The following is a 12,421-nucleotide window of genomic DNA, read 5'->3' on the forward strand; positions in this document are numbered from 1 at the left end:
GTTCTGGCATAACTTACAATTTCAAGATGAACCATCGTACCAATCACCCATGACTGTAATTTGTAAATCATCTATAACTTTGCTCTTCATATTAATTTTTGGATTCAGTAAAATGGTTCCATTCTGAGACAATTTATTTACTTTTGACCTTGAAATGCCAAATATTTCTGCTATTAGTTTATCTATTCTAAGACCAAAATCATATTTATAGCAAAGTTTAATAGTAACTTTGTTAGATAGTGAATCAAGTTTTTCTTTTCTTAGCTCGTATCGTATATCTGTATTTACACCATTACATTGTTTTCTTAATTTGCTGATTTGAAAAGCATAGTACCAGATTGTCTCTTTATCATTATTCATAAACTTTTGAATTAGCATAGAGTCAATTTTATTAATATTTACTCTCGATAAAATAGGGTAATTCCAAGTTCCCTCACAATGTTTACAGTTATAAATAAGCCAAATATCAACTATTTTCTGATTTGCATTTACTCTGAATTTCTCACTGCAATAAAATTCTGTGTTCGTTTTACATTTACTGCAATTTCGGTTTATATAAGGTGTTTCCTGAGCAATGATCTCATAAGTGAATAAATTATTAATACTCATACACCAGTTCCTCCTATTTATTCAGAGGAACGCAAAAAACGGTTGAATGGAGAAAAATTTCCAATTAAAAAAACGGAATACCTTACAGGTATCCCGCTGGAAGTAAAACAACTGACTATCCTGCGTTCCCTGTAATGGCTAAAAATAGGCACACTTCTCCCGTCATTGAACTAATGTTCAAAAAAGAAATGTACCATTTAGTTACTAAACCATTACAAGTATGTTGGCAAACCCAGTTCCACCTTCCGTATTTCTCCTATATTATTAGTATACCATTATTATGCTGCTGAACAAAGATCAATCCGGACTCTTTCACTAACCCTGCAGAATAGCTCCCCTTTGCTTTAATAAACAAGCAAGCAATTTTGTTCTTATTGTTTAAATGCCTCTAATCTTTGAACTTGAACTCCACTGTCATCAAAGTTCTCCTCTGTCAACCATTGAGTTGATGCTTGTTTATGTAGAGGCCACTCTTCTAGTAACATTGAAAACCAGCTAGTGTTTCGTGAGCGGTTTTTATAGATAACGGCATTTCTGAAGGTGCCTTCATACTTAAATCCCAAACGTTTTGCTGTTCGAATGGAGGGGGCATTAAGGGAATCACATTTCCATTCATAGCGCCGGTATTGGAGTTCTTCGAATACGTACATGGCTAATAAATAGTGTGCTTCGGTAGACATTCTTGTTCTTTTTATTGCATCCGAAAAATTAATATTTCCTACTTCGATCACCCCATTTGCCTGATCTATCCTCATTAAACTAAAGATCCCAAGCGGTTTGTTTGTCTCTTTATTTAACACAGCATAGTATATGTGTGTGCTGCTTTCTATTTTTTCTAGTAATGTCTGTTCAAATGCTTCATAGTTATGAGGTGGTTCTTCGGGTAAGTAGGTCCAATTACTAGGGTGAGAATTTTTATAGGCATTATAGAGTTCTTTGGTATGTGTACGAGATAATCTAGTGACAATGGTATACTTTCCGACATAATACATATCAGAAGGGAATTTTCTTTTCTGCCAACCGGACAATTCCTCACCAATTGGCTGATTGTATTTGTTTATTCTCTGATTCATTTAACCACCACATTTCATTACATTATTTTATTACTGTATAACTTGTTAAGAATAATTAATCTTCTGGTCTTTAATGATGTCTTCCATTTAATATTAACATAATATTCCTAACCTTTTTCAAAAAAGAAAAGACAATCAAATTCTGATTGCCTTATTCAGATCCTGCACCAGTTAGTGCAACGAAATTAACTACTTTCATTATGCAATTCAAATGATTCTTCATAGTCATTCCATTTAACCTTTACTTGAATAACTTCATCATCATTTACCTTTGCTCCATTTCCCGTACTTCCCCCACTTTTAAATGTAACCTCTTTGGGTGGTTCATCGAATTCTCTTGTACCACTTCCGCCACCAGCAGATGTGTCATAAGAATATTCAAGCGATTCCAACGAAGAAAGTTCTTTTAAAGTCCCTTTGTATGTTAATACAAACTCATCCCTATTTTCGTTAGAGTAGGTCGTTGTTCCATCTTCTTCTCCCCAGATTTCCGTTCCACTAAAAGAATATTCAGCTTCCCAGTGTTCGCTTTCTCCAGTAAATATATAATCATATTGGTTTTCTTCACCTGAACAAGCAGTTAAAACTATCATAGCGAAAAATATCGTAAGTATTTTTTTCAATCTAATCATCCCCTTTAATGGAATATCACTTTAATTATCAAACTCTGTTCTGATTTCAAACCAAACTGTTCCATTACAAAAAAGCATTCCATCTGTTTATTACATACGGGACTGCACAATAAAAATTTCAACATTGTTAAACTATTCTGACTTTTAGGAGGAACGATTATCTTTACTGCATAATCCTGCCTGATAGCTCAACGGTCTTTTTTTAACATTAACATAATATTTAAATTTCTCTTTGGAGTGAACAATTTTTTGACATAGATCCAGTAACGAAGTCATCATACCTTTAACTGTTTCCCATTTTCTTTCATCTTGAAGAATAGGTAAAAAGAATTTGGAAATAGTAGAAATGAATAAAAATAGTAAGTGAGGTGAGTACGGTGAAATTAAAGAAATTAACATTAAGTACCTCTACAGTAATCCTCTCCACTGGGTTGTTATTCGGTTGTGGAAACGCTAATGATGAACAGGAACCAGATCCAACTGAAGAGCCTTCTGAACAGCAACAAGATCACAATGATAATGGCTCAGATATTAATGAAGACCCAATAAAAAATGAAAATATTGGAGGCAATCAAGACCAAAACGTTCAAGATAAAAATAACCAGGACAACAATGATATAGATGATATAGATGATATATTAAAACCGGGACACCAATAAGCATTGTTAGCGCCGTTTAAAAGGTGCCTTTTGTAAATAATTATCTATATTGATTCATTTTTTCAAAATGGTGAACTATAAATAGGATAATCAGAGTAATCACCAACAAAATACTTCCGTAAAAAAGAAAATTATACACAGTAGATAATAAAAATCCAGCCAATGCCATGAAGCTAAGCATTATTCTCCAGATAATATATCCGAGTTTCATTTTCTTCGCCTCCTTTTGAATACATAAGGGGGTGTAATTATTATTAAATTTTTGCACCAGTTAGCAAAATAACATAAATTACTAATTTTTATACTTAATTGGGTAAGTATATCGTTATAAGGTTTATTAAAATGAGGTGTTATTTGTGAAAAAAGTATTAGTTATCTTTACAATGCTATTACTTATTCTTATGTTTTCAACTCCAGCGATTGCTTCAAATCAATCCACTTACGAAGACGCATTGCTTTCCTTAATGTGGGAAGATATTCGTAAGGCTGTTGTTGAATACTATGACATTAAAGATGTTCAATCTTCCAATGAAAAAATATTAGACTTAGAAATGAAAAATGCCCTTGATTTTGAAATCACAATTCAACTTGATGCATTTATAGGTGCACATAACACGATTGGCACAGATAAACTTAAATTTGTACGAGAAGCACCCGATGGGCTGAAATTGGTTAGTTACAAACATACTCCCTCAAAATATAAAAAGGAAATATTAGAACGGTATTTTAAAAATCAGTCATAAATAGCCGATTTTTTTGTGCTTCCTTTCATTTATCCTGCGACCATTGAATAATGATGAAGCATTACCCTTCTTTCAGTAATGCCACCCGTTAATGCAATAAGAAGCGTGCTACTATTAGCAGGTTTAGTTTAAGAAAATATTTGCGAACAAACCAATTAATCTAATAGGCAGGGGTAACCTTCCTCCTTTGTTTATTGGAAATCCCTCTATGTTATTTTTATGTTCCATAGCATCATTAAAAGGTTTATTTGGTTCTTCATTGTGATTAGACATTTTAAATCTCCTTATTAAAGATAAGCACCATGTAATGCAACAACTCGAAGATAGGATGTTAAATTTTCCGAGCTGTCATAATAGGTTGGTAATAACCTGTATCCGCGGGGAGATGCCACTCAATATCTGTAAAACCAATGTCACTTAATACCTTGTTAATATCTTCTCGCAACAATGCTCTGTACTCAGTACAATAATGTTTTGTTTTCCATTCCCCGTTAATTTCCTGCAAGATAAATTGATTTACCGTATAAGTTTTTTCGTCTCCCGCCCAATCATACACCTGAAAAACAATTCTCTTACCCTCATCGAAAACATTCGGTTGTGTAGTTATTGGCTTCTTTTTTTTCAATGCAGCGTAATCTCTTATGGTAATCAAAAGCAGGCCATTTTGATTAAGCTTCGCATGGATATTTTGGAAAGATTTATATAAATCTTCATCAGTAAGTAGATGTGGAATAGCATTATCCGCCGACAGAACTATATCAAATAATCCCGATACATCCTTATCCAACGTGCGAAAATCTGCCACTCCAAAGTTTATTTTTACCCTGTGACTTACCGCTTCTTTTTCGGCTCTTTTTACAGAAGCAGGACTTATGTCAGTCGCACTCACGTTATACCCGTATTTTGCCAGTCCTATCGCTTGTGTACCAATGCCGCAAGAACAATCCAACAGTGGAATGTTATGCGTGGAAGACATGGTAAACTTTGATTGGATGACCTTGTCGAGAACCTCACCTTGCCGTGAAATCGCTTGGTTCCAATCAACAAATATAAGATGATAATCTTCTGCAAGTTTATCATAGAACTTTGGAACTGAAACATTCAATTTAAATACCCCCATTCAAATTGGCTATATAATCCTTAGAACGATTTAAAATATTGTACCATTATTATTTAACTCTTCTGCCATTAAGTTCAATAACTCCCTCTCCGTTTTGAAAAAAAGATTGATCAAAACGGATCCTTTACTTGTGAACAGGTGTGAAGTTTTTATAATAAAGTTTGATCATTTTCTGGCTATGATCTTCAACAAACGCGCCCGATTGTTACGTACCATTAGGTAAATCATTCAATTATAATTACTTCTCCGTCTTTTAACGCTTTAAAGGGTATTTTATTGTCGATCATATATGTAATTGATCTGTCTATATCCTTTGATTCTTTATGATCTGATTTATAGTGTGGGACCAGTGCATAGTCCAAAATATTTAACCCTTCCCAAATGGTTTCGTAACTTTCTCCATACGGATTCAGGTATGGATCATCTACTAAATGGATCCCTTTTAATGTAGGTCCTAGGTTACAAATACCCGCACTATATCCGCCATATAAAATATCCTTGTTGTTTGTAAAATATTTTTTTACAATCTCATCAAAACCACTTAACCTCATAGCCTGTCTAAGAACAAAGGAATTGCCACCCCTTGCCCAAACCACATCATAATGATCGAGTCCTTTTTCCAGCTCAATTGGGTTATGAAAGTACTGTTTCAGATCTAAAATATCAACTGCAAAGCCCAATCTTTCAAGATCAGAAATATCCATTGCATCACTTTTATTTCTTCGTTCTAAATCTGTCGCAAAATCTAATGCATTATTAATATATGCAACTTTCTTGTTCCCGTTTTTTGTGATTTCCTTTAGTTTTTGTTCTTCACTTCCAATTTTAAAAGATGATAAGTAAAATTTCATATTATCCTCCCCTCGGTATTGGCGCGATTCCTTATTAGAAAATCGCGCCCTATAAAGGAATAAACACTATAGTTTGAATTTCTTTAGTTGAGGGTGAGAATAAACTCTTCAACATCCTTACCACGCGCGTTTGCATACCCGCTGTCTTCACCCGAAATCATGAACCCACATCTTTTTAAAACCTTTATGGATCCAGTATTGTCTTTTGCAGCGCGAGCATAAAGTGGACGAATTGAAACCTGTTTTAGAAATTCTCGTAAAGCGTTGGTTGCGATTCCCTTACCCCAGTATTCCTTTCCAATCCAATAGGTTACTTCTGGTTCTCCGAACTGCTCGAAGTGTACAATATGGCCAACGACGGTGTTCTCAACAATGATCGTTTGCTTAATAATATTCTTATTCGTAAGTATTTTGTTCCAGTGTTCAGCGAAGCTATTCCAATCATTAGGGTCCTTACTTGTAAAGGCGGCCATTTGGTTTGCCTCACTGTCCCGTTGATGCTTGAAAAAAATAGGAAGGTCATCCTCAATCACATTCCGAAGCACTAAATTTCTCATTAAACTCACCCTCTGTCGTTTACTTTATTCTAGCAAACATGTGTTCCCAGGGCAATATATTTTATCGTGTAAAACCACCTTGATATGCCTACTACCAATTCATTTCCTTGTTCAACATAATGGCCCGATTGCTTAACAAAGATCAATTATGATTTAAATGTAAAGAATTATAGTATCTCTATATACCCTTCTATTCCATTCACTCTGATCCTTTGTCCATCTTTGATCATCTTCGCAGCATTTTCTACTCCGACAACTGCTGGCAATCCATATTCACGTGCGATAACTGCTCCATGGGTCATCAGACCACCAACTTCGGTGACTAAGCCTTTTACGGATACAAACAATGGTGTCCAGCTAGGGTCTGTAAAGGCGGTGACTAATATATCTCCTTCTTCTAAATCAGCATCCTCCATATTTAAGATGACACGTGCTCTGCCCTCTATAACTCCTGAAGAAACAGGCAGACCAGCAATTGCATTGGCTGGGAGATTTTCTCGTTTGTATTCACCGGCAATTATTTCACCATCAGATGTAATAACACGTGGGGGATTTAGATTTTCGTATAATTTGTACGCTTCTTTTCGCTTGCTGATAATCTCGTAATCCAGTTTATTTGTGTATACAACTTCGCGAAGTTCTTCAAAATCAAGAAAGTATATATCTTCTTTTTCATGTATAACGCCTGTCTGTACGAGTTTTTCGGCTTCTTTCAATAAAGCCTGCTTATAAACGAAGTAACGATTAATCATGCCGTATTTTGGATATTCCCTAAATCCGCTGAAATTCCGGATTAGGTCGATCATTCGCTTAGTTTCTTTGGCTATTTGCCCGCCATCCGGTAATTGCTTCAATCGAACCAGTAACTCTTGTTCTTTTTTCAAAGCAGCACGCCATCCTTGTTCAAATATCTTTTTGCTGGAATTAGGCTCAAAGTTTTTGATGTTACTGAGAATCATGGGGACAATTGCAGCTGGATTTTCGCTCCAGCGAGTTTTCGTAATGTCGATTTCTCCACTGCATCGCATACCGTATTTGCTGAGATAAGCATGTATAGCATCCCGCGCTTCCTCTCCGCCATCAAACCTAACCAGTTCATCCAAAAAGTTATCATCTTCATCATTTACATGCTGTAAATAATCAATTACTTCTGGATAAGGACGGATCACGTCTGCAACATCCAATAGCGCCAGGCCCATTTCTGACGTAATATTGTTTGGGACAGATTGAGAAAGCGTGTCTGCTGCGTTTTTTTCATCTAGCCACTGCTCCATATTTTTATTAAGCCATGAGGAAGCATAGAACGCAGCATTAATTACATCCGAACTTTTGGGATCAAATAAAATCTTCTTTAATTGCTGGATATCTTCTAGGATAAAATTAAATACATCCGATCCTGATTTCGTTTGGATGTTTTGTTTTAACGCTTCTATTGATAGTTGACTACTCTTAATCAAATCAGTCACAAGTGTCGGATCATTTTCGATTTTGGTTAGATAATCCAGGGAGTTGCCATTATTGCTTTGACCGGAACGTTGTGCTTTTTCATCATCTGGTAACAATTTTATAAAGTCTTCTCGCTCTATGATGGTCATGAGTGCGTCTTTTATGAGCGGATCGGATTCTCCCAAAGTATCTATTACCATTTTTCTGCTGGCAGCTGAAGCCAGTTGACCGGTAACATCAACAAACAACCTTCCACCAGCTATACGCATGGGGGCAGGAGTTGTTAACAGGAAGAATGACAATCCCAATGGTTTCATTGGATCGGTCATCATTTGTTGATGACCAACAGATACATAGACATGATTTTTTTTGGTCTTATCCGACTCTGGAATAGGATATAAAGTAGTGATCGGCCGGCTTTGGACAATGTAAAATGTGTCATCAACCAGACACCATTCGATATCTTGCGGACAGCCAAAATATGCTTCAAGTTTTCTGCCGACTCTCTCAAGCTCTAACACCTGATTATCTGAAAGCGAAGCTAGATTTTGCTGTTCCATTTCAATTTCCTTTTCTTCCGTTCCACCTTCTTTTCGTGCATATATAGCCAGTTTTTTGGCAGAAATTGACTTCTCTACAATACTGCCTTCCCGCACTTTATAAGTGTCCGAGGACACTAAGCCAGAGACAAGTGCCTCACCCAATCCAAAGCTTGCATCGATTGTCAGCACCTTTCTGTTTGAGGTAACAGGATCAGCAGTAAATAATATTCCGGAGGATTTAGGAAAAATCATCCGTTGAATAACAACAGACAGATAAACATTTAGATGGTCAAATCCGTTTTTTATACGATAAATCACTGCACGATCCGTAAAAAGTGAAGCCCAGCACTTACTAATATGCTTTAGTATTGCATCTTTTCCTTTGATGTTTAGATAGGTATCCTGTTGACCGGCAAAGGAGGCATGTGGTAAATCTTCAGCAGTTGCGCTGGAACGAACTGCATAAGCGTGGTTCTCGCCAAACTTGCCGAGATAGTGAGTAACAGCTTTCACAATATCAGAAGGAATTTCTGCTTCCAAAATGACTTTTCGAATCTCCCTGCTGATTTCACCAATCTTTATCCGATCCTCTGCTTTTAGCAGTGTTAGCTGCTCCAGCAATGAGTGGAAGGCTTCATTCTTTTCGAGACATTTTCTAAAAGCTTTTGTTGTAACACTAAATCCTTCCGGGACTTGTATTCCATAAATCTTCGATAGTTCTCCTAAATTAAGCCCTTTTCCTCCGACCTCCATTTTCCGTGTTTTATCAATCTCGGAAAACTCCAGAACGTATTGTTTCATTGCTTTCCCTCCCATTTAATAGCTGCTGACTGCGTCAAAGAAGCAACATCACTTGATTTATACTAACAATTTAAAAAATAAAAAAACAGACTAAAAATAGTTAGGCGTTAATGGTATAATTAAACTAGGGAAAGTGGTAATTGCCAATTATTTATCGTAACTATTAGCTGGTTTAAGAGGATATATTGACTTCATGTTTAAAGTTTGCACTAGCCCACTCACCCTCGCACTTAAACAACTTATATACAGCCTCACGGTCCGTTGGAGGATCGTCTATCCAATTCATTAGTGTATGAATAATAGATTCTTTATCTGAAAAATGGTAGATGGAGATTTCAGATTGCTCGTGAAGCCGTGTCGTCCAAATCTGAGAACGCACCATTACCATTGAATAGTATGTACGAATGAGTTTGCGGGAGAAGCTTTGTATTATTGTTTTAAAATCTTCATCAGAAGCTGTTTCCAGCCTTTTCAATGCCCTGGCATGAGACTCAGAAATATCACCATTAAAGCGAATGGGTATCTCAGATGTAAGCTTATACGGACCAAATCGCTCCCCTAAATCCTCTCCGTACACACATACACAGAGTTGCTTAAGAAATGCATTTTCGTAGTAATTTGCGGGGTCTACCGTATAGTCATAATATGCAATAGCTATACCAACATCACGAACCAGAGTACGATACTTTTGAGACAGTTCTCCAGCAAGTTTCTTCAGTTTAGCCTGCTTAACTGAACTTAGCTTACCATCAAACATAGCGATAAGATCTAAATCTGATTTAGCAGCAATCGCTTCACCTCTGGCTACGCTGCCGTATAGATAAACACTGTGCAGCTGTTGATGAAACAAATTCTCAAGTCTCTTAATAGATTCTCGAATACAAGGGACATAGGCTTTATCAATTTTATCTATACTGACATCACTTACAATGAATCCATCAGAGTCTAGACCATATCCAGACCTCAGCATTTCAATCCCCCCTCTCTTCACTAACTTTGTATTTTCCTAATTCTATCTCCTAGATTATTTGGACAAATAAGTTTTTATTGAAGATAAGAACCAGTAACATTCAACTTCTAACTCACTGGATATATATTTACTTAAACAATCCTGCCGTTTCCCGCCCCTTATTTAATAAGTTCAACAAAAAAAGCACTTCTCCTTCTTTAGGAAAAGCACCGATTAGCTTCACATAATACATTTGATTGTGGGCCACCATTTGATTAATTCTTTACTTATAAAACTTCCTTTATAAAAAGGAGAACATCGCCACGGACTACTTTGTCACCCACTTTCACAGATACTTTATCGACTATTCCGTTTGTCCCTGTCAGAATTTGCTTTACATTTCCCCGCTCTTCTCGAATCATTACTATCAATTCCTGTTCGAGAACTTTTCCGCCTGTTTCAACCCTGATACATACAACACTTCCTTTTACTGGGCTGGTAATAATTTGGCCATTACCCCAGCGTTTTGGGAATACTTCATACTCCATCATCAGATTCATCCCCTTTATTTATAAAATATATTCCCATAGATTAGAATATTTTATCAATTATTAGTTTACCAATGTCTTAAAAATGTTAGGACATATAAACAAAAAATTATCTGGGTTAATGATTTCAAATTCTCTGGTGGGTTATTTCTGATCGGGTTTCTTCATCTGCATTCGCTGTGTAGAGTATTAGTTCAGTTTCTTAATATGTTTTTTCGGTAAGATTCAAAATTGTATGCTTTCCAGTAAAATTAACGATTATATTTTTTATGTTAACGATGAATGCTTTTCACTAAATAGAACGCTATTCATCTCCAGGTTTCTGATAATTCTTTATTTACTGTATATATATAATTATAAATGCTTAAATTAATCGAAACAATACGTATTTTAAATCAAATTAATCTGTTTTCGATATGAATGATGGTTAATAGGAATAGAACTACATCAATTACGACATTTTATGGAGATGACCGAACGGGAATACGTTTCGGAGGCAGCAGTCAATTTGCATATGCCCAATCAACAATATGCAGCAGAATTGTCAACCTGGAGAACAAGCTTGGAGTCGATGCCTAATTTTATCAGGGAATTAAGTTTAAGTTTCTTCACAAACGTTTTGGATATTACTGCTCTTTATATTACATAAACATTACAAATAAAATCTAAACATTTAATTTTACTGAATTTTTGATATAATTAGGACATAATTACTATTGTAGGGGGGTGGCATATGAATTCAGTCATGCTGTATAAAAAAATGTGTCATGAGTTCCAATACAAACTTAATAGAGAGCTTACTAACAATGAGCATGATTTCATAAAATGGATTGTGAATAAAAAGGTTGAAGAAGACAGTCAGGAAAATAATCACTCCCCTGTTAGAGCTTTAATTTGCTCTTCCACTTTTTAGTAATGATAATTTATTCAGCATCCTGGGTACTTATATAAATTGTCTATGTTTATCATGTTTTGTCGAAAGCATTTACATTGAAACCTTTCTTCTATATATTGAATAGGTATTCAATAAAAGGCGGGGGCATTTAACATTGTATTTAGGAAAAAATTTAAAACATCACATAAGCACAAAGAGACAGGAAATGATTGATTTAGCATTCAAAAAAGGATTTACAGACAGAGAGACTGTTGAGTGCAGTCAAGAGCTGGACGATCTTTTAAATCTATATAATAAGGTAACATCAGAAAAAATCGCATAAAGATATATCAGATGAAATCGGTTATAACAACACTAGAATAGCTGTCACCTCTGCTGTTACCGTTTCAAGTCAGCCGGGAAAAATAGATAACAAACGTAAGAAAGGGGCCCCATTTCGGGCCCCTTTTATGCTTATTGAAAATTATTATTCTGCTGTGAAGCTTGCGCTTGTTGTACTTGCTGAAGTGCTTGTTGTACTTGTTGTTGTGCCTGCTGTAATTGCTGATTTTGTTGAGCATTGCCACCGGCTTGTGCGTTTTGCAATCCTTGCTGAGCCTGTTGCAATTGCTGCTGTGCTTGTTGTATTTGTTGTGGATTGGCACTAGCCTGGGCTTGTTGCACCGCCTGCTGAGCTGCCTGTGCTTGTTGTAAAGCTTGCTGCAACTGTTGGCTTTGCTGTTGGTTCTGATTTTGATTTGCCATTATAAATCCCTCCCGATATTTTTTGAGAATCTCTGTATTTAGAGTTCCAATTATATGGGAAGTTATGTACAAATTTACAAATAAACTTACACGAAAATTTATTTAAATACCTTGAATGATGAACACGAATAAAATGATAGGGAATTCTTTGACTCCTGCATGATTTTTATACTAAGCATCATGTTTAACAATAGGCTCCTTGCGTCGCTATCACTCAAATCTTTAATTGATTTATGTATTTCTTCCATCCCC

15 protein-coding genes are annotated in these 12,421 nt (G+C 35.8%); 4 read left to right on the forward strand and 11 right to left on the reverse strand.

The window, feature by feature from the left end:
* Positions 1–21 precede the first annotated feature (21 nt).
* From CIL03_RS15980 to CIL03_RS15990, 3 genes are all read right to left on the reverse strand, one after another.
* Positions 22–609, reverse strand: a complete 588-nt coding sequence (locus CIL03_RS15980) for a DUF1062 domain-containing protein (RefSeq protein ID WP_094886887.1) — start codon at positions 607–609, stop codon at positions 22–24.
* Positions 610–980: 371 nt separating this feature from the next.
* Positions 981–1,682 carry a GNAT family N-acetyltransferase gene (locus CIL03_RS15985; RefSeq protein ID WP_094886888.1) on the reverse strand — a complete coding sequence of 234 codons (702 nt, stop codon included), beginning with the start codon at positions 1,680–1,682 and terminating at the stop codon, positions 981–983.
* A 185-nt stretch (positions 1,683–1,867) separates the two neighbouring features.
* The gene (locus CIL03_RS15990) at positions 1,868–2,305 is read right to left on the reverse strand and encodes a membrane lipoprotein lipid attachment site-containing protein (protein WP_240508100.1); all 438 of its coding nucleotides are present in this window, start codon (positions 2,303–2,305) and stop codon (positions 1,868–1,870) included.
* A gap of 386 nt (positions 2,306–2,691) precedes the next feature.
* Here CIL03_RS15990 and CIL03_RS16000 point away from each other — a divergent pair, with 386 nt between their 5' ends.
* Positions 2,692–2,973: a hypothetical protein gene (locus tag CIL03_RS16000; RefSeq protein ID WP_094886891.1), complete on the forward strand. Its 282-nt coding sequence runs from the start codon at positions 2,692–2,694 to the stop codon at positions 2,971–2,973.
* Between the two features lie 356 nt (positions 2,974–3,329).
* Positions 3,330–3,716 (forward strand): DUF3888 domain-containing protein, encoded by a 387-nt coding sequence (locus CIL03_RS16005; protein ID WP_094886892.1) that lies wholly within the window; start codon positions 3,330–3,332, stop codon positions 3,714–3,716.
* A 123-nt stretch (positions 3,717–3,839) separates the two neighbouring features.
* Here the strand turns inward: CIL03_RS16005 and CIL03_RS19900 are convergent, their stop codons facing one another.
* The 7 genes from CIL03_RS19900 to CIL03_RS16035 all read right to left on the reverse strand — a co-directional run bounded on the left by CIL03_RS19900 (position 3,840) and on the right by CIL03_RS16035 (position 10,533).
* Positions 3,840–3,989, reverse strand: coding sequence for a hypothetical protein (locus CIL03_RS19900; RefSeq protein ID WP_165767984.1), 150 nt, complete (start codon positions 3,987–3,989; stop codon positions 3,840–3,842).
* Between the two features lie 58 nt (positions 3,990–4,047).
* Positions 4,048–4,821 carry a class I SAM-dependent methyltransferase gene (locus CIL03_RS16010; RefSeq protein WP_094886893.1) on the reverse strand — a complete coding sequence of 258 codons (774 nt, stop codon included), beginning with the start codon at positions 4,819–4,821 and terminating at the stop codon, positions 4,048–4,050.
* A 239-nt stretch (positions 4,822–5,060) separates the two neighbouring features.
* Positions 5,061–5,687, reverse strand: coding sequence for a Type 1 glutamine amidotransferase-like domain-containing protein (locus CIL03_RS16015; RefSeq protein WP_094886894.1), 627 nt, complete (start codon positions 5,685–5,687; stop codon positions 5,061–5,063).
* 83 nt (positions 5,688–5,770) lie between these two features.
* Entirely contained in the window at positions 5,771–6,244 is a 474-nt protein-coding gene (locus CIL03_RS16020; protein WP_094886895.1) for a GNAT family N-acetyltransferase, read from the reverse strand.
* A 167-nt stretch (positions 6,245–6,411) separates the two neighbouring features.
* Positions 6,412–9,033 (reverse strand): phosphoenolpyruvate synthase, encoded by a 2,622-nt coding sequence (gene ppsA, locus CIL03_RS16025; protein WP_094886896.1) that lies wholly within the window; start codon positions 9,031–9,033, stop codon positions 6,412–6,414.
* A gap of 172 nt (positions 9,034–9,205) precedes the next feature.
* Positions 9,206–10,003, reverse strand: coding sequence for a nucleotidyltransferase domain-containing protein (locus tag CIL03_RS16030; RefSeq protein WP_094886897.1), 798 nt, complete (start codon positions 10,001–10,003; stop codon positions 9,206–9,208).
* Between the two features lie 266 nt (positions 10,004–10,269).
* Positions 10,270–10,533, reverse strand: coding sequence for a hypothetical protein (locus CIL03_RS16035; RefSeq protein WP_094886898.1), 264 nt, complete (start codon positions 10,531–10,533; stop codon positions 10,270–10,272).
* Between the two features lie 730 nt (positions 10,534–11,263).
* On the opposite strand from CIL03_RS16035, the gene CIL03_RS16040 reads away from it, so the two are divergent.
* Together CIL03_RS16040 and CIL03_RS16045 are read left to right on the forward strand one after the other, a co-directional pair.
* The gene (locus CIL03_RS16040) at positions 11,264–11,443 is read left to right on the forward strand and encodes a hypothetical protein (protein WP_094886899.1); all 180 of its coding nucleotides are present in this window, start codon (positions 11,264–11,266) and stop codon (positions 11,441–11,443) included.
* A gap of 136 nt (positions 11,444–11,579) precedes the next feature.
* Entirely contained in the window at positions 11,580–11,747 is a 168-nt protein-coding gene (locus CIL03_RS16045) for an aspartyl-phosphate phosphatase Spo0E family protein (protein WP_094886900.1), read from the forward strand.
* Positions 11,748–11,878: 131 nt separating this feature from the next.
* Here the strand turns inward: CIL03_RS16045 and CIL03_RS16050 are convergent, their stop codons facing one another.
* Positions 11,879–12,169 (reverse strand): hypothetical protein, encoded by a 291-nt coding sequence (locus CIL03_RS16050; protein WP_094886901.1) that lies wholly within the window; start codon positions 12,167–12,169, stop codon positions 11,879–11,881.
* Positions 12,170–12,421 lie beyond the last annotated feature (252 nt).

Origin of the sequence: Virgibacillus indicus, assembly GCF_002266285.1 — a bacterium.
Lineage (GTDB): Bacteria > Bacillota > Bacilli > Bacillales > Amphibacillaceae > Virgibacillus_K > Virgibacillus_K indicus.

Bases quoted from the DNA above. Each gene is read 5' to 3' on its own strand.
- CIL03_RS16035 (WP_094886898.1), bottom strand. From the start codon at position 10,533: ATGATGGAGTATGAAGTATTCCCAAAACGCTGGGGTAATGGCCAAATT.
- CIL03_RS16050 (WP_094886901.1), bottom strand. From the start codon at position 12,169: ATGGCAAATCAAAATCAGAACCAACAGCAAAGCCAACAGTTGCAGCAA.
- CIL03_RS15985 (WP_094886888.1), bottom strand. From the start codon at position 1,682: ATGAATCAGAGAATAAACAAATACAATCAGCCAATTGGTGAGGAATTG.
- ppsA (WP_094886896.1), bottom strand. From the start codon at position 9,033: ATGAAACAATACGTTCTGGAGTTTTCCGAGATTGATAAAACACGGAAA.
- CIL03_RS16015 (WP_094886894.1), bottom strand. From the start codon at position 5,687: ATGAAATTTTACTTATCATCTTTTAAAATTGGAAGTGAAGAACAAAAA.
- CIL03_RS16020 (WP_094886895.1), bottom strand. From the start codon at position 6,244: ATGAGAAATTTAGTGCTTCGGAATGTGATTGAGGATGACCTTCCTATT.
- CIL03_RS19900 (WP_165767984.1), bottom strand. From the start codon at position 3,989: ATGTCTAATCACAATGAAGAACCAAATAAACCTTTTAATGATGCTATG.
- CIL03_RS16040 (WP_094886899.1), top strand. From the start codon at position 11,264: ATGAATTCAGTCATGCTGTATAAAAAAATGTGTCATGAGTTCCAATAC.
- CIL03_RS16030 (WP_094886897.1), bottom strand. From the start codon at position 10,003: ATGCTGAGGTCTGGATATGGTCTAGACTCTGATGGATTCATTGTAAGT.
- CIL03_RS15980 (WP_094886887.1), bottom strand. From the start codon at position 609: ATGAGTATTAATAATTTATTCACTTATGAGATCATTGCTCAGGAAACA.